16 protein-coding genes are annotated in these 18,952 nt (G+C 64.7%); 11 read left to right on the top strand and 5 right to left on the bottom strand.

Annotation, left to right across the window (positions count from 1 at the left end):
- Nucleotides 1-325 precede the first annotated feature (325 nt).
- The 4 genes from aceE to lpdA all read left to right on the top strand — a co-directional run bounded on the left by aceE (nucleotide 326) and on the right by lpdA (nucleotide 7,403).
- Complete coding sequence (aceE, locus tag AC24R4_RS26260; protein WP_153948442.1) at nucleotides 326-3,013, top strand: pyruvate dehydrogenase (acetyl-transferring), homodimeric type; 2,688 nt, start codon at nucleotides 326-328, stop codon at nucleotides 3,011-3,013.
- A gap of 202 nt (nucleotides 3,014-3,215) precedes the next feature.
- The gene (gene aceF / locus AC24R4_RS26255; RefSeq protein WP_487523859.1) at nucleotides 3,216-4,883 is read left to right on the top strand and encodes a dihydrolipoyllysine-residue acetyltransferase; all 1,668 of its coding nucleotides are present in this window, start codon (nucleotides 3,216-3,218) and stop codon (nucleotides 4,881-4,883) included.
- A 63-nt stretch (nucleotides 4,884-4,946) separates the two neighbouring features.
- A complete protein-coding gene (locus AC24R4_RS26250; RefSeq protein WP_400392903.1) occupies nucleotides 4,947-5,579 on the top strand; it encodes an Ntn hydrolase family protein in 633 nt (210 codons plus the stop codon).
- Between the two features lie 39 nt (nucleotides 5,580-5,618).
- Complete coding sequence (lpdA, locus tag AC24R4_RS26245) at nucleotides 5,619-7,403, top strand: dihydrolipoyl dehydrogenase (protein WP_400392901.1); 1,785 nt, start codon at nucleotides 5,619-5,621, stop codon at nucleotides 7,401-7,403.
- 317 nt (nucleotides 7,404-7,720) lie between these two features.
- Here lpdA and phaP1 read toward each other — a convergent pair whose 3' ends face one another.
- Nucleotides 7,721-8,299, bottom strand: coding sequence for a TIGR01841 family phasin PhaP1 (gene phaP1, locus AC24R4_RS26240; RefSeq protein WP_400392899.1), 579 nt, complete (start codon nucleotides 8,297-8,299; stop codon nucleotides 7,721-7,723).
- Nucleotides 8,300-8,765: 466 nt separating this feature from the next.
- On the opposite strand from phaP1, the gene AC24R4_RS26235 reads away from it, so the two are divergent.
- The 4 genes from AC24R4_RS26235 to pbpG all read left to right on the top strand — a co-directional run bounded on the left by AC24R4_RS26235 (nucleotide 8,766) and on the right by pbpG (nucleotide 12,481).
- The gene (locus AC24R4_RS26235; RefSeq protein WP_487523858.1) at nucleotides 8,766-9,713 is read left to right on the top strand and encodes a histone deacetylase family protein; all 948 of its coding nucleotides are present in this window, start codon (nucleotides 8,766-8,768) and stop codon (nucleotides 9,711-9,713) included.
- A 123-nt stretch (nucleotides 9,714-9,836) separates the two neighbouring features.
- The gene (locus tag AC24R4_RS26230; protein ID WP_400393215.1) at nucleotides 9,837-10,280 is read left to right on the top strand and encodes an acyl-CoA thioesterase; all 444 of its coding nucleotides are present in this window, start codon (nucleotides 9,837-9,839) and stop codon (nucleotides 10,278-10,280) included.
- Nucleotides 10,281-10,305: 25 nt separating this feature from the next.
- Complete coding sequence (locus tag AC24R4_RS26225; RefSeq protein ID WP_400393217.1) at nucleotides 10,306-11,001, top strand: nitroreductase; 696 nt, start codon at nucleotides 10,306-10,308, stop codon at nucleotides 10,999-11,001.
- A 295-nt stretch (nucleotides 11,002-11,296) separates the two neighbouring features.
- Nucleotides 11,297-12,481 (top strand): D-alanyl-D-alanine endopeptidase, encoded by a 1,185-nt coding sequence (pbpG, locus tag AC24R4_RS26220; protein ID WP_400393219.1) that lies wholly within the window; start codon nucleotides 11,297-11,299, stop codon nucleotides 12,479-12,481.
- 88 nt (nucleotides 12,482-12,569) lie between these two features.
- On the opposite strand, the gene AC24R4_RS26215 is transcribed toward pbpG, so the two are convergent.
- Nucleotides 12,570-13,355 carry an IclR family transcriptional regulator gene (locus tag AC24R4_RS26215; RefSeq protein WP_153948087.1) on the bottom strand — a complete coding sequence of 262 codons (786 nt, stop codon included), beginning with the start codon at nucleotides 13,353-13,355 and terminating at the stop codon, nucleotides 12,570-12,572.
- Between the two features lie 239 nt (nucleotides 13,356-13,594).
- Between AC24R4_RS26215 and AC24R4_RS26210 the strand changes: the two genes are divergently transcribed.
- The 3 genes from AC24R4_RS26210 to AC24R4_RS26200 are packed head-to-tail and all read left to right on the top strand — an operon-like array spanning nucleotide 13,595 to nucleotide 16,032.
- Nucleotides 13,595-14,320 carry a (Fe-S)-binding protein gene (locus AC24R4_RS26210; protein ID WP_400393221.1) on the top strand — a complete coding sequence of 242 codons (726 nt, stop codon included), beginning with the start codon at nucleotides 13,595-13,597 and terminating at the stop codon, nucleotides 14,318-14,320.
- A 36-nt stretch (nucleotides 14,321-14,356) separates the two neighbouring features.
- Nucleotides 14,357-15,769, top strand: a complete 1,413-nt coding sequence (locus tag AC24R4_RS26205) for a LutB/LldF family L-lactate oxidation iron-sulfur protein (protein WP_400393223.1) — start codon at nucleotides 14,357-14,359, stop codon at nucleotides 15,767-15,769.
- Nucleotides 15,766-16,032, top strand: a complete 267-nt coding sequence (locus AC24R4_RS26200; protein ID WP_029051250.1) for a hypothetical protein — start codon at nucleotides 15,766-15,768, stop codon at nucleotides 16,030-16,032. Before AC24R4_RS26205 ends, AC24R4_RS26200 begins: the two co-directional genes overlap by 4 nt.
- A gap of 50 nt (nucleotides 16,033-16,082) precedes the next feature.
- Here AC24R4_RS26200 and AC24R4_RS26195 read toward each other — a convergent pair whose 3' ends face one another.
- The 3 genes from AC24R4_RS26195 to AC24R4_RS26185 form a co-directional block, all read right to left on the bottom strand.
- Nucleotides 16,083-16,877 (bottom strand): ABC transporter ATP-binding protein, encoded by a 795-nt coding sequence (locus AC24R4_RS26195; RefSeq protein ID WP_400393225.1) that lies wholly within the window; start codon nucleotides 16,875-16,877, stop codon nucleotides 16,083-16,085.
- A 1-nt stretch (nucleotide 16,878) separates the two neighbouring features.
- The gene (locus AC24R4_RS26190) at nucleotides 16,879-17,775 is read right to left on the bottom strand and encodes an ABC transporter permease (protein ID WP_400393227.1); all 897 of its coding nucleotides are present in this window, start codon (nucleotides 17,773-17,775) and stop codon (nucleotides 16,879-16,881) included.
- 100 nt (nucleotides 17,776-17,875) lie between these two features.
- Entirely contained in the window at nucleotides 17,876-18,856 is a 981-nt protein-coding gene (locus tag AC24R4_RS26185) for an ABC transporter substrate-binding protein (protein WP_153948092.1), read from the bottom strand.
- Nucleotides 18,857-18,952: the final 96 nt, after the last annotated feature.

The following is an 18,952-nucleotide window of genomic DNA, read 5'->3' as shown; positions in this document are numbered from 1 at the left end:
CGGCGCGGGCATGCGGTTTCTGGTGCACTGCGGCAATATTTCACATTATAAGAAATGACTTCGTAATCTGAAAATTTAGCTTGTCAGCCGTTGCTGTGCTTCCATAGAATCGCTTCGACCGAACAATGCGGGCGGAGCCATGTGCTTGAGCCGATGAGGATCCGGGCGACGCGACCCGATGCGAAAGATCCCGGTCCTGGCCAGTGAACCGATGCCAGGGCCACGCGGCAAGGGCTCCGCTGCGACGTCAACACCGTCAGACCGGCCAACCGAGATCCGCCATACCGGGCGGGCGCCGGGGCAGGAATTTACCCAGGAGACAGTCATGTCCGCTGTACCAGAGCAGATCCTCGGCGCCAGCAGCGCCAACGACGCAGATCCCCAGGAAACGCATGAATGGCTTGACGCCCTGCAGGGCGTCCTGAACGCGGAAGGCTCCGACCGCGCCGCCTTCCTGATCGACAAGCAGATCGAATACGCACGCGTGAACGGCGTGACGCAACCGTTCCACGCCGAAACGCCGTATATCAACACCATTCCGGTGGAGCAGCAGGCACGCATTCCGGGCGACCAGGACATCGAGCACCGCATCCGCTCGTACACGCGCTGGAACGCGATGGCCATGGTGCTGCGCGCCAACAAGAACACCAACGTCGGCGGCCATATCTCGTCGTTCGCCTCGGCGGCGACGCTCTATGACGTGGGCTACAACCACTTCTGGCGCGCCCCGTCGGAACAGAGCGGCGGCGACCTGGTCTTCGTGCAGGGCCACTCGGCGCCGGGCGTGTATTCGCGCGCCTTCCTGCTGGGCCGCCTGACGGTCGAACAGCTCGACAACTTCCGCCAGGAAGTGGACGGCAAGGGCATCTCGTCGTACCCGCACCCGTGGCTGATGCCGGATTTCTGGCAATTCCCGACCGTGTCCATGGGCCTCGGCCCGATCATGGCCATCTACCAGGCCCGCTTCATGAAGTACCTGGGCAGCCGTGGTCTGGTGAACACCGAAGGCCGCAAGGTCTGGGCCTTCCTGGGCGACGGCGAGACCGACGAGCCGGAATCGCTGGGCGCGATCGGCATGGCCGGCCGTGAAAAGCTGGACAACCTGGTCTTCGTGATCAACTGCAACCTGCAACGCCTGGACGGCCCGGTGCGCGGCAACGGCAAGATCATCCAGGAACTGGAATCGGAATTCCGCGGTTCGGGCTGGAACGTGATCAAGGTGGTGTGGGGCAGCCGCTGGGACCAGCTGCTGCAGCGCGACACCAAGGGCCTGCTGATGAAGCGCATGATGGACTGCGTGGACGGCGAGTACCAGACCTTCAAGGCCAAGGACGGCGCCTACGTGCGCGAGCACTTCTTCAACACGCCGGAACTGAAGGCCATGGTGGCCGACTGGTCCGACGACGACATCTGGCGCCTGAACCGTGGCGGCCATGATCCGCACAAGGTGTATGCGGCCTACAAGGCGGCCAGCGAGCACAAGGGCCAGCCGACGCTGATCCTGGCCAAGACCATCAAGGGCTATGGCATGGGCGATGCCGGCCAGGCCATGAACGTGGCCCACCAGCAGAAGAAGATGCCGGTGGACGCCATCCGCGCGTTCCGCGACCAGTTCAACATCCCGGTGCCGGACGACAAGCTGGAGGAAGTCCCGTACCTGACCTTCGAGGAAGGCTCGAAGGAACTGGAATACATGCGCCAGGCGCGCATGAACCTGGGCGGCTACCTGCCGGCCCGCCGCCAGAAGGCCGAAGCGCTGAAGGTGCCCGAACTGTCGGCGTTCGACGCGCTGCTGAAGGCCACCGGCGAAGGCCGCGAAGTGTCCACCACGATGGCCTTCGTGCGGATCCTGAACACGCTGCTCAAGGACAAGCAGATCGGCAAGCATGTGGTGCCCATCGTGCCGGACGAATCGCGCACGTTCGGCATGGAAGGCCTGTTCCGCCAGGTTGGTATCTGGAACCAGGAAGGCCAGAAGTACGTGCCGGAAGACCATGACCAGCTGATGTTCTACAAGGAATCGCAGACGGGTCAGGTGCTGCAGGAAGGCATCAACGAAGCCGGCGCCATGTGCGACTGGATCGCCGCCGCCACGTCGTATTCGACGCACGGCGTGCAGATGATCCCGTTCTACATCTACTACTCGATGTTCGGCATCCAGCGTATCGGCGACCTGTGCTGGGCCGCGGCCGACATGCGCTCGCGCGGTTTCCTGCTGGGCGGCACGTCGGGCCGGACCACGCTGAACGGCGAAGGCCTGCAGCACGAGGACGGCCACTCGCATGTGTTCCACGCCGTGATCCCGAACTGCATCTCGTACGACCCGACGTTCCAGTACGAGCTGGCCGTGATCATGCAGGACGGCCTGCGCCGCATGTATGCCGAACAGGAAGACGTGTATTACTACCTGACGGTGATGAACGAGAACTACGAACATCCGGAAATGCCGGCTGGCGTGGAAAAGGACATCGTCAAGGGCATGTACCAGTTCCGCAAGGGCGTGGAAAACAGCAATGCGCCGCGCGTGCAGCTGCTGGGTTCGGGCACGATCTTCCGCGAGGTGATCGCCGCCGCGGACATGCTCAAGAAGGACTGGGGCGTGGAATCGGACATCTGGAGCTGCCCGAGCTTCACCGAACTGGCCCGCGAAGGCCAGGCCGTGGAGCGCCACAACCTGCTGCACCCGACGGAAGCGCCGCGCGAGTCGTTCGTGGCCCAGAAGCTGAAGGGCGTGCGTGGCCCGGTCATCGCATCGACCGACTACATCCGCGCGTTCGCCGAGCAGATTCGTCCGTTCGTGCCGCGCCGCTACGTGGTGCTGGGCACCGACGGCTTCGGCCGCTCGGATACCCGCGAGAAGCTGCGTCACTTCTTCGAAGTGGACCGCAACTGGGTGACCGTGGCCGCGCTGAAGGCGCTGGCTGACGAAGGTGCGATCGGTCGCGAAAAGGTGGCGGAAGCCATCAAGAAGTACAACCTCGACCCGAACAAGCCGAACCCGATGTCGGTCTGATTCCCCGGACTTGCACGACTGAACCCCCGCAGCGCGGCCACCCGCCGCGCCGCGGGCGCCCCCGGCTGGCCCGGCGGTGCCCCGCGGCGCAGGTGATGCGCGGCAGCGTGACAGATGCGTGCGGCGAGAGTAACCTCGCCGATTGCGTTTGTCGTGTTGACCGTAACGAACCAGGGTGCCGGCTGCCCAGGAGAGACACTGAATGAGTCAAGCGATTGAAATCAAGGTGCCGGACATCGGCGACTACGACGCCGTTCCCGTCATCGAAGTGCACGTGAAGCCGGGCGACCAGATCAACGCGGAAGACGCGCTGGTCACGCTGGAATCGGACAAGGCCACGATGGACGTACCGTCGCCGCAGGCCGGCACGGTCAAGGAAGTCAAGATCAAGGTGGGCGACAACGTGGCCGAGGGCACCGTCCTGGTCATGCTGGAGCCTGCCGGCGCCGCCGCAGCCGCGCCTGCCCCGGCTCCGGCCGCCGCCCCGGCGCCTGCCGCCGCGGCGCCGGCGCCGGCGCCCGCCGCACCGGCGCCTGCGCCCGCAGCCGCGCCGGCTGGCGGTGGCACGGTCGAGGTCAAGGTGCCGGACATCGGCGACTACGACGCCGTTCCCGTCATCGAAGTGCACGTGAAGCCGGGCGACCAGATCAACGCCGAAGACGCACTGGTGACGCTGGAGTCCGACAAGGCCACGATGGACGTGCCGGCCCCGCAGGGTGGCACCGTCAAGGAAGTCAAGGTCAAGGTCGGCGACAACGTGTCCGAAGGCACGCTGATCCTGATCCTGGAAGCCGCTGGCGGCGCCGCCGCAGCCCCGGCGCCGGCAGCAGCACCCGCTGCCGCCCCGGCCCCGGCTGCCGCTGCACCGGCACCCGCACCGGCACCCGCGCCGGCTGCCGCCGCCCCGGCTCCGGCCCCGGCCGCTGCGCAGGCCCAGGGCGTGACCGGCAAGGCCGCCCACGCCAGCCCGTCCGTGCGCAAGTTCGCACGTGAACTGGGCGTGGACGTGGCACGCGTACCGGGCACCGGTCCGAAGGGCCGTATCACCCAGCAGGACGTGCAGACCTTCGTCAAGGGCGTGATGTCGGGCCAGACCGCTGCTCCGGCGGCGGCGGCCGGCGGCGGCTCGGGCGTCGGCCTGGACCTGCTGCCGTGGCCGAAGGTCGATTTCACCCGCTTCGGCGAAGTGGAATCGAAGCCGCTGTCGCGCATCAAGAAGATCTCGGGCGCCAATCTGCACCGCAACTGGGTGATGATCCCCCACGTCACGAACTGCGACGAGGCGGATATCACGGACCTGGAAGCGTTCCGCGTGCAGCTGAACAAGGAAAACGAGAAGGCCGGCATCAAGGTCACGATGCTCGCGTTCATGATCAAGGCCACCGTGGCGGCGCTGAAGAAGTTCCCGAACTTCAACGCATCGCTGGACGGCGACAACCTGGTGCTGAAGAAGTACTTCAACATCGGTTTCGCCGCCGACACGCCGAACGGCCTGGTCGTGCCGGTGATCAAGGACGCCGACAAGAAGGGCGTGATCGAGATCAGCCAGGAAATGGGCGAGCTGGCCAAGCTGGCGCGCGACGGCAAGCTCAAGCCGGACCAGATGCAGGGCGGCTGCTTCTCGATCTCGTCGCTGGGTGGCATTGGCGGCACCTACTTCACGCCGATCATCAATGCGCCGGAAGTGGCCATCATGGGCGTGTGCAAGTCGTACATGAAGCCGGTCTGGGACGGCAAGCAGTTCGCGCCGCGCCTGACGCTGCCGCTGTCGCTGTCGTGGGATCACCGCGTGATCGACGGCGCCGAGGCCGCGCGCTTCAATACGTACTTTGCGGCGCTGCTGGCGGATTTCCGCCGGATCCTTCTCTAAGTACCGAAGCAACCCGCCGGCGGGTCCGGCGGGATTGTCCGCACAGATTCAAAGGGGCGAGCCATGACTACCTGCGTTGTCGTACGCAAGGGTGACGAGGTGGCGATCGCGGCCGATGCGCTGGTGACGTTCGGCGATACGCGGCTGTCGCGTGCCTACGAGCGCAACCAGAAGGTGATTCCCGTGGGCGAGAGTTTCGTCGCGCTGGCGGGCACCACCGCGCATTTCCCGGTCATGCGCGCACTGTTGACGGGCATGGGCGACGAATGTCGCCTGATGACCCGCGACGACGTGTTCCGGACCTTCCTCAAGGTGCATGAAAAGCTCAAGAACGAGTACTTCATCAACACCAAGGAAGACGAGGACGACCCTTACGAGTCATCGCAGATCGTTTGCCTGATCGCAAATCCGGGCGGCATCTTTGGCGTGTATTCCTACCGCGAGGTGTTTTCGTTCGACCGTTTCTGGGGCATCGGCTCGGGCCGCAACTATGCGCTCGGGGCCATGCACGCGGTGTACGACCGGCCCGAAATGGGCGCCGGCGATATTGCGCGGATCGGGGTCGACGCGGGTATCGAATTCGACAAGAGCTCGGCTGGCCCGATCGACGTGCACACGGTGAAAATTCTTGCGGCACCCCATGAGACGCCCCAGCAGCCCGGCGGCGCGGCAACCAACAAAGACGACGCGGCCTGAGCCCGGAGCGGGCAGGGCGCGCATCCCAGGAGGAAAAGCATGAGTGTGATCGAAGTCAAGGTGCCGGATATCGGCGATTTCGACGCGGTGGAAGTGATCGAGGTGCTGGTCAAGGCCGGCGACACGGTCGAGGAAGAGCAGTCGCTGATCGTGCTGGAAAGCGACAAGGCCAGCATGGAAGTGCCGTCGTCGGCCGCCGGCAAGGTGGTGGACGTCAAGGTGAAGGTGGGCGACAAGGTGGCCAAGGGCACGGTGATCTGCACGGTGGAAGGCGGCGCGGCCGCCGCCCCGGCGCCGGCACCCGCCGCGGCACCTGCGCCGGCGGCCGCCCCGGCCCCGGCCGCTGCGCCGACGGCAGCCCCCACGGCTGCCAAACACAGCGGCAGCGCCGACATCCAGTGCGACATGCTGGTGCTGGGCGCCGGCCCCGGCGGCTACTCGGCCGCGTTCCGTTCGGCCGATCTGGGCATGAACACGGTGCTGGTCGAGCGCTACGGCTCGCTGGGCGGCGTCTGCCTGAACGTTGGCTGCATCCCGTCGAAGGCACTGCTGCACAACGCGGCCGTGATCGACGAGGCCAAGGCCCTGGCCGCGCACGGCATCCTGTTCGGCGAAGCCAAGATCGACCTGGACGGCCTGCGCCACTACAAGGAATCGGTGGTCAGCAAGCTGACCGGCGGGCTGGCCGGCATGGCCAAGGCGCGCAAGGTGCAGGTGGTGCGCGGTATCGGCACGTTCCTGGACCCGCATCACCTCGAAGTGCAGGAAACCGAAGGTGACGCCAAGGCCACCACGGGCAAGAAGACCGTGATCCGCTTCGAGAAGGCCATCATCGCGGCCGGCAGCCAGGCCGTGAAGCTGCCGTTCATCCCCGAAGACCCGCGTATCTTCGATTCGACTGGCGCGCTGGAACTGCGCGACATCCCGAACAAGATGCTCGTGATCGGCGGCGGTATCATTGGCCTGGAAATGGCCACCGTCTACAGCACGCTGGGCGCGCGCATCGACGTGGTCGAAATGCTCGACGGCCTGATGCAGGGCGCCGACCGCGACCTGGTCAAGGTCTGGGACAAGATGAACAAGCATCGCTTCGACAACGTGATGCTGAAGACCAAGACGGTGGGCGTGGAAGCCAGGCCGGACGGCATCTACGTCAAGTTCGAAGGCGAGGGTGCCCCGGCCGAACCGGTGCGCTACGACGCCGTGCTGGTGTCGGTGGGCCGTACGCCGAACGGCAAGAAGATTGGCGCCGAGAAGGCCGGCGTGGCCGTGACCGACCGTGGCTTCATCGACGTCGACAAGCAGCTGCGTACCAATGTGCCGCACATCTTCGCGATTGGCGACATCGTTGGCCAGCCGATGCTGGCGCACAAGGCCGTGCACGAGGCGCACGTGGCTGCCGAGGCGGCCCATGGCGAGAAGGCATACTTCGACGTCAAGCAGATTCCGTCGGTGGCCTATACCGATCCGGAAGTGGCCTGGGCCGGCCTGACCGAAGACCAGTGCAAGGCGCAGGGCATCAAGTACGGCAAGGGCGTGTTCCCGTGGGCCGCGTCGGGCCGTGCCATCGCCAATGGGCGTGACGAGGGCTTCACCAAGCTGATTTTCGACGAGGAAACCCATCGCATCATCGGTGGCGGTATCGTCGGCACCCATGCGGGCGACCTGATCAGCGAAGTGTGCCTGGCCATCGAGATGGGCGCCGATGCCGTGGATATCGGCAAGACGATCCACCCGCACCCGACGTTGGGCGAATCGATCGGCATGGCCGCCGAAATCTACGAAGGCGTCTGCACGGACGTGCCGCCGCCGCGCAAGCGTTGATCGGCCTCCGCCACAACGCAGAAACCCGCCCACCGGCGGGTTTCTTTTTTGCCTGATTATTCAATTAACCGCCAAGCGACCCCTGCGGCAGCGAGCGGGCAAAAAAACGCCCGGCTACCTGCTTGCAGGGCCGGGCCGAACGATACCTTTTGGAATCGGTACCGAGGAGACATCGGTACAGGGCGATAGACGGCGCGGGGGCGATGGCGCCGCGTCTTGTCTACGCTTGCCGTTGGCAAAGCACCCATGCTGCAGGCGCAGGGCGAGGATGCTTTGCCAACGGACCGGCCGAAGCCGGTACGCTGGAGCTACGGTGCTTAGGCAGCAGCCGTGGGCTTCTTGGCGGCGGTGCGGGCCGTGGCGCTGGCTTGCTGGGCAGCCTTGGTCGCGGCGGTGGCAGCAGCCTGGAAGTTGCTTTCGGCCATTTCAACAGCCTGCTTGGTGGCCTTCTGGACCGACTCGTAGGCGTTGTTGGCAGCCGAGATGGCCGACTTCACGATGGCAACGGTCGATTCCGAACCGGCCGGGGCGTTCTTGGCGAAGTTGTCGACCAGGGTTTGCACGTTCTTCGTGCCTTCGGCCAGCTGGGCTTCGGCAACCTTCGTGAACTCGCTTTGGGTTTCCGAAGCGATTTCGTACAGGTGACGGGTGTAGGCCAGGGTCTTTTCGGCAACCGGCTGCACCAGCGAAGCCTGGATGGCCAGCAGTTCCTGTGCATCCTTGGCGCCAAGGGCCTTCTTGGCGTTGTCGACGTTCTCGGCGAACGTGGCCTTGACCACTTGCAGGTTCAGCTCAACGAGCTTCTCGACGCCTTCGAAGGCCTTCGAGGTCAGACCGAACAGGGTCTCGAGGTTGGCTTTTTGTGCAGCTGCAACTTGTTCCGGGGTCAGGATCATTGCTGGTCTCCAGTGGTGAACTTCAAGGTCAAGCAAAAGTAAAATTAAGCCGCCCAGATGTCAGAGCCATGACTTCAGTGTCTGGCCAGCCCGAGCGTACCTTCGTATGTCTGTCGGCGTTTTCCGAGATTCTTTCGGTCTTTGATGCGCCGCAACAATTCCAATTCTAAGCAAGACAGATTGGGTGTCAAGCGGTTTTTGTGCGGCGCACCAAAAATACTGGCGGATTGCGTCAGGGAAGGGCATCGCGGGCCACTATCCCGCCATGGATAAGGGTTTTTCCTGATCCGGCGGGGCGTCGCGGAGGTGGTGCGATGCGAGAAAAACGGGCGTTTCACACACCCGCGTCATCGCCGCGGGCCGGACGCTGGAGACGGTGCTACCATCGCTGACTGTCCGGTCGGGAAATGACGCCAACGCGTCACTTGCCGACCATGCCGCCAGCGCCCCGACTCCAAGCGCCCAGATGTTCGCCTTCTACGCCGACCACTTTGTCCTGCCGCTGCCCCCTGGGCATCGCTTTCCCATGCGCAAGTACAGCATGCTGCGCGATGCCGTGGTGCGCCAGGTGCCGGGGCTTGAACTGCATGAGGCACCGCGCGCGGATGACGATGCCTTGGCGCTGGCCCATTCGGCCGACTACATCGCCGATGTGTCGGCAGGGCGGCTGGACCCGGCGCGCCAGCGCGAAATTGGCTTCCCCTGGTCGCACGACATGGTGGAGCGTTCGCGCCGGTCCGCCGGCGCCACGATTGCGGCGTGCCGCACCGCGCTGACGCAAGGCATCGCGGTCAACCTGGCTGGCGGCACGCACCACGCCTACGCCGACAAGGGGGGTGGCTTCTGCGTGTTCAACGACGCGGCCATCGCCGCGCGCCAGTTGCAGCGCGATGGCCAGGTGCGGCGGGTGGCCGTGATCGATCTCGATGTCCACCAGGGCAACGGCACGGCGTCGATCCTGCGCGACGACCCGACGGTGTTCACGCTGTCGCTCCACGGCGAGAAGAACTACCCGTTCCGAAAGGAAGCCAGCGATCTCGATGTCGGGCTGCCCGATGGCTGCGACGACGACACCTATGCCGCCGCGCTGGCCGGTGCGCTCGAAACGCTGCGGTCGCGCTTTGCTCCCGATCTGCTGATCTACCTGGCCGGTGCCGATCCGCATGAAGACGACCGGCTGGGACGCCTGCGGCTGACGATGGCTGGCCTGGCCCGGCGCGACCGCATGGTGTTCGACTTTGCCTTGTCGCAGCGCCTGCCGATCGCCGTGGCGATGGCGGGCGGCTATGGCAACCAGATAGAAAACACCGTGGCTGTACACACGCAAACCGTCGCGCTGGCAGCGGCCTGTCACACCCGTTACGGCGCAGGGGATGCCGGGGTTGCGTCGCCCATGCCGGCAGCGGCCGCATGACGCGCTTCGATACATCGTAAAAAATTTGGAACCTTGTGACATACCGTGCGCTCATACGGTCCTTGCATGTGGCTGTTACGGCGCTGATCCCGTTTCGCTCGATGTCGTCCAGAACCGATTCCGATGAAGCCTGAACCCGATCGCCGTCGTGCGTACGCGCACTTCCAACCCATCACGACGCGTTGGATGGATAACGATGTGTATGGCCACGTGAACAACGTTGTCTACTACAGTTACTTTGATACCGTCGTGAATGCGTACCTGATCCGGGAAGGCGTGCTCGACATCGAAGCCGGTGCCACGATTGGCCTCGTCATCGAAACGCAGTGCAACTACTTCTCGTCGCTGAGCTTTCCCGACACGGTTGTGGCGGGCCTACGCGTGGCGAAGCTGGGCAATTCCAGCGTGCGCTACGAAGTGGGGCTGTTCCGCAACGATGAGGATGTGGCGGCGGCACAGGGGCATTTCGTGCACGTGTACGTGGATCGCGAAACGCGCAGGCCGGTGGCATTGCCGCCGGCGCTGCGCCAGGCATTGCAGGCGCTGGCCGTTGGCCAGCCAGCATGAACAAGACTTGAGGAGACCCCAGAGCATGTCGCACGCAGATGACGCCGCGATTGTGGATCGCGCCATCACGACACGCCGTTCGGTTCGCGCGTTCCTGGATACACCGGTGCCGCGCCAGACCATCGAGGAAATTCTTGCGGTCGCCAGCCGCGCGCCGTCGGGCACGAACACGCAGCCCTGGAAGGTCTACGTACTGGCGGGCGATGCCAAGGCGCGCTTCTGCGCAGACGTGCTGGCCGCCTACGACGATCCCGAGCGCGACGCCAAGTACCGCGAGGAATATCCATACTATCCGCGCGAGTGGGTCGACCCGTACCTGTCGCGCCGCCGCAAGGTGGGCTGGGATCTGTACAGCCTGCTGGAGATCAAGCGCGAGGACAAGGCGCGCATGCACGAACAGCACGCCCGCAACTTCCGCTTCTTCGATGCGCCGGTCGGCCTGATCTTCACGATCGACCGGATCATGGAGCAGGGCAGCTGGCTCGACTACGGCATGTTCCTGCAAAGCATCATGGTGGCTGCGCGCGCACGCGGGCTCGATACCTGCCCGCAAGCGGCGTTCACGCAGTTCCACGCCATCATCAAGCAGCACCTGTTGCTGACCGAGGAGGAAATGGTGGTGTGCGGCATGTCGCTCGGCTTTGCAGACCCGGGCGCGACAGCCAATCAATTGACAACCGAACGTGAACCGGTAAGTGGGTTCGTGCGTTTCCTGTCCTGAATTGCCCTGACAGATATCAGGATTCCGCCATGCAGACCGTTATCGACAGGAGCCGGCACGATACAAGTCGTCTTGACGCGCCCCGTGGCCGACGACGACGGCGTGACGCCTGAGGCTCGGCAAGTCAAAAACTGTTGTATTTGCGTTAGCAACGATGTGATTTATCTGGCTCTTTTACCGCAATGCGGAAATGTTTGCGAATGAAACTTTAAAGAGCCGCTGTAAGTCATTAATCTTGCTAAGAATTTCTTAATTTCCTACACTAGCGCCATTCCGTATTCGCGCTGAACAGATCATGTTCCGGACCGATTCCTTCATGTCCCGACTCTTTGGCCTTCCCCAACTGACCGCTATCGCCACTTCGGCGCTGGTGTCCGTTGCCCTGCTGGCCGCGCCGGCAGCGTACGCATCGACGAAGTCGACTGCGACGAAAACTTCCTCCAAAAAGACCGAAAAGTCCGCAAAACCCATCAAAAAGGTGGCTTCTGCGAAGGCGGAGGCGTCTCCCCGAAAGGTGATTGTCGTCAGGAACGGCAAGCGCACCGTGGTCGCCAGCCGTGCGGCGCCGGTGCGCGCCGCGTTCGTGCCAGCCAAACCGTCGCTGGGCGAGGCGATGGGCCTGCGCGATACCGAGGACGCGCTGTCGCTGCGTTCGTCGGTGGCGCTGGTCATGGATCAGAACACCAACGAGGTGCTGTTCCAGAAAAATCCGACCGCGGTGCTGCCGATTGCCTCGATCACCAAGCTGATGACCGCGCTGGTGGTGATGGATTCGCACCTGCCGATGGATGAAATGCTGACGGTGACCGAGGACGACCGCGACAACGAGAAGCACAGCAGCTCGCGCCTCCGCTTCGGCACGACGCTGACGCGCCACGAGATGCTGCTGCTGGCGCTGATGTCGTCGGAAAACCGCGCCGCGTCGGTGCTGGGCCGCAGCTACCCGGGCGGCCTGCCGGCCTTCGTCGGGGCGATGAACAAGAAGGCGCGCGAACTGGGCATGAACGACAGCCACTTCGTCGATTCGAGCGGCCTGTCGAGCAGCAATGTGTCGAGCGCGATGGACCTGGCCCGCCTGGTCAACGCCGCGTACCGCAACCCGACCATCCGCGAATTCTCGACGCAGCCTGAGCACGAGGTCAGCGTGTCGGGCCGTACGATGCACTATGTCAGCACCAACCGTCTCGTGCGTGGCGGCAGCTGGGATATCGGCCTGCAGAAGACCGGTTATATCTCCGAAGCCGGCCAGTGCCTGGTCATGCAGACCCGTGTGAACGATCGCAATGTGGTGATGGTGTTCCTGGATTCGGTGGGCAAGCTGTCGCGCTTTGCCGACGCCACGCGCGTGCGCAACTGGCTCGAGCACCAACCTCCGTCGGCAGGGGGCCAGCCGCGCCCTTTCCCGTCAACGCCCAATCTTACGCAGGGTCCTAGATCCCCTGCGGCGGTCCTGGTATCGCAGCAGTCGCATGGCACCTGAACGGTAGCCATTGCGCCATGGAAAACGCGCCGTGGGGTTCAGACCCCCGGCGCGTTCTTTTTTGCCAGGCCGACGATGGCCGTACAGGTCAGGCGGCGGGCTCGGGCACGTAGCCCATGCCGCGCGAAATCTGCAGCGCGGTCTCCTTGAGATTCTGCAGCCAGCTGTCCTGCAGCCGATCGGCCGGGGCCGACAGCGACAGGCCCGCGACGAGCCGGCGGGAATCGTCATAGATGCCCGCGGCAATGCAGCGCACGCCCAGTTCCAGTTCCTCGTTGTCCCGTGCATAGCCGTTCGAGCGCACCCAGCTCAGTTCGCGTTCGAGCTTGGCCAGCTCCGTGATCGAGGTGCGCGTATGGCCGGCCAGGCCGGTGCGCGTGGCATAGGTGCGCACGCGCGTGGCTTCGTCGGCGGCCAGGAACAGCTTGCCTACCGATGTCAGGTGCAGCGGGGCGCGGCCGCCAATCGCGCGCACGACCTGCATGCCCGAGCGTTCGCTGTAGGCGCGTTCGATGTAGACGATCTCGTCGCCCTGGCGCACCGACAGGTTCACGGTCTGCCCCGTCACGCGGTGCAGCGCGCGCATCGGCGCCAGCGCCGCGTCACGTACCGAAAGCCGTGCCTTGACCAGGTTGCCCAGTTCCAGCAACCGCATGCCAAGCCGGTAGCTACCGGGATCGGACCGGTCGACAAAGCGGCACGCCACCATGTCGTTCAGGATGCGGTGCGCGGTGGACGGGTGCAGGCCGGTGGCCAGCGACAGCTCTTTCAGGCTGACGGGATCCGCGTGCTGGGCGAGCGCGTCCAGCAGCGTCATCATGCGCTCGATCACCTGGATCGAGGTCTTGCCGGGTGACTTGTCTGCTTCTGCCATGTGGAAAAATGTTGCCGTGCGGCAAATTAAGCGTTTGCCTGATTCTATCTCGCATCGTGAAAATTTCAACAGGTGAAACGTGATTTTCGAGATTTCCCTCGATTGATGCGGCCCGGCGCCCGGGGTGTGATGAGCCGCTTTGCACCGCCGGATGAACAGGATTGCGGCGCCGGATGCCCGCAGCGGCGGGGCAAAGGGGCATAATCACGGGGTTTCCGGGTCTGGATAAAGAAAAAACCATGCGAATCGGACTGTTCGCCACCTGTCTGGTGGACCTCATGCGCCCGGAAATCGGGTTTTCGGTGCTGAAGCTGCTGGAATCGGCCGGCTACGAGGTGATGGTGCCCGAGGCGCAGACCTGCTGCGGCCAGCCCGCGTACAACTCGGGCGAGCGCGCCGTGTCGCGCGATCTGGCCGAGAAATTCCTGCGTGAATTCGAGATGTTCGACTACGTGGTGGTGCCATCCGGCTCTTGCGGCGGCATGATCCGCCACCACTACCACGACCTGCTGCGCGACGATCCCGAGCTGAACGGCCGCTACGAGCGCCTGCGCGAACGCGTGTTCGAACTGACCGACTTTCTGGTCAACGTGGCAAAGCTCGACAAGCTCGATTCCGCCTTTGCCGGCCATATTACCTATCACGATTCGTGCTCGGGCCTGCGCGAACTGGGCGTCAAGCAGCAGCCGCGCGCCTTGCTGGGCAAGCTGCCGAACGTGCAGCTGACCGAGATGAAGGACTGCGAGGCCTGCTGCGGGTTTGGCGGTACCTTCTCGGTCAAGTACGGCAATATCTCCACGGCGATCGTCGACGAGAAATGCGCCAACATCAAGGCCAGCGGCGCCGACGCGGTGGTGCTGGGCGACCTGGGCTGCATGCTCAATATCGAAGGCCGGCTGCGCCGCTCGGGCGATGCACAGACGCGCGTGCTCCATATCGCGCAAGTGCTGGCTGGCGACGCCTGACGCCTGGCAGCGCGAACTTTCAGGAGAGCCCCCACGATGCAAGTGCACAGCATGGAATTCAAGGCGCGCGCCGGGCAGAAGCTGGCCGATCAGCGCCTGCAGCAGAACCTCAAGAAGCTGTCGACAAAGTTCGTGACGGCCCGTGCCGACGCCATCCGCGACATCGACTTCGATGCCACCCGGGCCGCGCTGAAAGAGCGCCGCAACCGCGCACTGGAAAATCTCGACGTCTGGCTCGCTACTTTTGAAGAAAATGCGACTAAACGTGGCGCCACGGTGCTGTTTGCCGAGACCACGGCCGACGCCGCCAGGCTGGTCGCCGAAATTGCCCAGAAGCACGGCGTGAAGAAGGTCATCAAGAGCAAGTCGATGGTGACCGAGGAAATGCGCCTGAACCAGGTGCTGGGCGAGATGGGCGTGCAAAGCATCGAGACCGATCTGGGCGAGTACATCCTGCAGATCAACGATGCCGAGCCGCCGTCGCACATCATTGCGCCGGTGATCCACAAGGACAAGGACGAAATTGCCGACCTGTTCGCCAAGGTCCACAACAAGCCCCGCCTGACCGACATTCCCGAGATGACGCGCGAGGCGCGCGAAGTGCTGCGGCCCGAGTTCCTGTCCGCCGACATGGGCGTGACGGGCGGCAATTTCATCATCGCCGAGACAGGCTCGGTGGCCGTGGTCACGAACGAAGGCAACGAGGGCATGTGCACCATCATGCCGCGCGTGCACGTGGCCGTGACGGGTATCGAGAAAGTATTGCCAACGCTGGAAGACCTGGCCACCGTGATGCGGCTGCTGCCGCGCTCGGCCACGGGCCAGGCGATCTCGAACTACTTTTCGCTGCTGACGGGGCCGCGTGCCGAGGGCGAGCGCGATGGTCCCGAGCACATGTACTTCGTGCTGGTGGATGGCGGCCGTAGCGGGCTGATCGGCGGCGAATTCCAGGAGATGCTGCGCTGCATCCGTTGCGGCGCCTGCATGAACCACTGCCCCGTGTACCAGAAGATCGGTGGCCATGCGTACGGCTGGGTCTATCCCGGCCCGATGGGCAGCGTGCTGACGCCGAGCTATGTGGGCCTGGCCAACGCGGTGGACTTGCCGCAGGCGGCCACGCTGTGTGGCGAATGCAACCGGGTGTGCCCGGCATCGATTCCGCTGTCCGACCTGCTGCGCAAGCTGCGCGAGAAGCAGATGGAGCGCCACCTACGCCCGTGGCAGGAGCGCGTGGCGCTGCAGGTCTGGGGCTACGTGGCCCGGCGCCCGGACCTGTACGCCTTTGTCACCCGCATGGGGGCGCGTATGCTGTCACGCATGGGCGGCCGCAGCAAGCTGATTGCCAGTCTGCCAATGGCAGGCAAGGGCTGGACCGAAACACGCGACATGCCAGCCCCGAGCGGCCGCACGTTCCGCGAGCTATACAAGGAAAGGAGGGCGCGTTCATGAGCGCCAATCAGGAAACGCTGGCCGTGATGCGCCAGGCTCTGGAGGCCCATCTGGCCGGCACGCTGCCGGCCGGTGAGCTGATCGCCCGGTGGCGCGCTGCGGCGCCGTCGCTGACGCTGCCGCCCGTGTTCGGGCAAGCCATGGAGGAATTGCTACGTCGCATGGAGATGGCGGCGGTCTTCGCGCAGGACAGCTGCTCGTTTTCGAGCACGGCGGTGACCGATCAGCTCCAACGCTGGCTGGACAAGGCCGCGACGGCTTGAATGCCTGAGTGCACGTCCCCTCTCTCGCAAGCGGGAGAGGGGAGACTGACTCACCCCAGCAGCAGCGCGTCGTCGTCGAGTTGCTCATGCCGCGTCTGCTCGAACATCTTGAGCAGGTCGGGCACGTCCAGGCCCTTGCGCTGGTCGCCCGACACATCGAGCACCACCTGGCCCTGGTGCAGCATCACGGTGCGCTGGCCGTAGTCCAGTGCCTGGCGCATCGAGTGGGTGACCATCATCGTCGTCAGCCTGCTTTCCTCGACGATGCGCGCGGTCAGTTCCAGCACGAACGCGGCCGTCTTGGGGTCCAGCGCCGCCGTGTGCTCGTCGAGCAGCAGGATGCGCGAGGGCTGCAGCGATGCCATCAGCAGGCTCACCGCCTGGCGCTGGCCGCCCGACAGCAGTCCGATGCGGTCGGTCAGGCGGTTTTCCAGGCCCAGGTTCAGCAGGCGCAGCTTGTCGCGAAACTGTTCGCGCGACGCCTTGTTCAGTGCCGGACGGAAACCGCGGCGCGAGCCACGTGCCATGGCCAGCGCCATGTTTTCCTCGATCGTCAGCGCCTCGCAGGTACCGGCCATCGGGTCCTGGAACACGCGGGCCACCAGGTGCGCGCGATCCCAGGCGGGCTGGCGCGTGACGTCGGTGTCGTCGATCATGATGCGGCCGCTATCGACCATCGTGTCGCCGCTGACGGCGTTCAGGAAGGTCGACTTGCCGGCACCATTGGACCCGATCACGGCCACGAACTGGCCGGCCGGGATTTCCAGGCTCAGGCCGCGCAGGGCGCGGTTTTCGATCGGCGTGCCCGGGTTGAAGGTGAGCTTCAGGTTTTCAGCGCGCAGCATCTCAGGCACCTCCGTTCTTGCGGGCGAACAGCTTCTTGCGCGTGGCCGGCAGCACCAGCGCCAGCGTCACCAGCGCAGCGGTCACCAGGTTCAGATCCTGTGCCTTGAGGCCGATGAACTCGGAATTCAGCGCCAGCGCGATGAAGAAGCGGTACAGGATGGCGCCCACCACCACGGCCAGCGTCACGTAGACCAGGCGTCGCGCCGGGATGATGGTTTCGCCGATGATCACGGCGGCCAGGCCGATCACGATCGTGCCGATACCCATCGAGATGTCCGATCCGCCCTGCGTCTGGGCGAACAAGGCACCTGCCAGGGCCACCAGCGCATTCGACAGCGCCATGCCGGCCAGCGTGGCGCGGCCGGTGGGCACGCCCTGGGCGCGCGCCATGCGCGGATTGGCGCCGGTGGCACGCATGGCCAGGCCAAGCTGCGACGAGAAGAACCAGTCCAGCGCGAGCTTGGCGACGACCACCACCACGAACAGCACCAGCGGGCGAAGCACGTAGTCGGGCATCCATTCGGGCTGCAGGATCGTGAAGATCGTCGGCTCGGTGATCAGCGGCACATTGGGGCGGCCCATGATGCGCAGGTTGACCGAGTACAGCGCGATCATCATCAGGATACTGGCCAGCAGATCCATGATCTTCAGGCGCACGTTGAGCCAGCCGGTGATCCAGCCGGCCATGGCGCCGGCCACGATGGCGACCACCGTGGCAATGAACGGATCCTGTCCGGCGGAGATCAGCGTGGCCGCGACGGCGCCACCGAGCGGAAAGCTGCCGTCAACGGTCAGATCGGGAAAATTGAGGATGCGGAACGAGATCAGCACCCCGAGCGCCACGAGGCTGAAGATCAGGCCGATCTCCAGGGCGCCCAGCAGGGAAAAGAGGGACATGGGGGGAAATCCTTTGCAGGCCGTCCGGCTGGCCCGGATAGGGCCATAGGGGGCGCTTCGCGCCGCGCGCCACAGGGTAGGGCGCGCGGCATCGGCGGTATTACTTGATGACGGTCTTGGCTTCCTTGACCAGGTCCGGCGACAGCGTGACGCCTTGCTTTTCGGCGGCGCCCGTGTTCACGAACAGCTCGAGGTTGTCCGACGTCTGCGAGGCAATCGCGCCCGGCTTCTCGCCCTTCAGGATGCGTACCACGACCTTGCCGGTCTGGTGACCGAGGTCGCCGTAGTTGATACCCAGCGCGGCGATGGCGCCACGCTTGACGCTATCGGTATCGGAAGCCACCAGCGGAATCTTCGATTCGTTGGCCACCTTGACCAGCGATTCGTAGGCCGACACCACGTTGTTGTCGGTGTTCGTATAGATCACGTCGACCTTGCCGATCAGGCTCTTGGCGGCCGGGCCGATATCCACCGTGCGCGGCGCGGCGGCTTCCTTCAGCGACATGCCCTGCTTGGCCAGCAGATCCTTCAGTTCCTTGACCACCACCACCGAGTTGGCTTCACCGGGGTTGTAGACCATGCCGACGGTCTTGGCCTTGGGCACCACGCGCTTGATCAGCGACACCTGCTTGTCCAGCGGCAGCTTGTCCGACACGCCGGTCACGTTGGTGCCCGTCGCGCCCCAGCTCTTCACCAGTTGCGCGGCCACCGGATCGGTCACGCCCGAGTACACCACGGGCACGGTCTTGGTGGCGGCCACCACGGCCTGGGCCGACGGCGTGGCGATGGCCACGATCGCGCTCGGCTGATCGCCCACGAACTTGCGGGCGATCTGGGCGGCGGTGCCCGTGTTGCCCTGGGCGCTCTGGTATTCCCACTTCAGGTTCTTGTCGGCGTCGTAGCCGGCCGTCTTCAGCTCGTCGCGCACGCCATCGCGGATGGCGTCGAGCGCGGGATGGTCCACGATCGACAGGACCTTCACGGTGGCCGTCTGGGCCTGCACGGCGCCGCCGTAGAGCAGGGCCAGCGCCACTGCGCTGCCGAGGATGGACTGGGTGGTGGATGCCTTGAAACGCAGCATGTAATTGTTCTCCCCCGAGGGTTCGGTGCTTTTCAGTCAGTCAGCCGCAAACGGTACGACAGCCGTCCTGACGGGCGCCGGCAGGCCGAAAGGGCA

Source organism: Cupriavidus sp. CER-90, assembly GCF_057652055.1.
The sequence above is the reverse complement of the archived record's forward strand: the minus strand, read 5'-3'. Positions and strand labels throughout refer to the sequence as shown.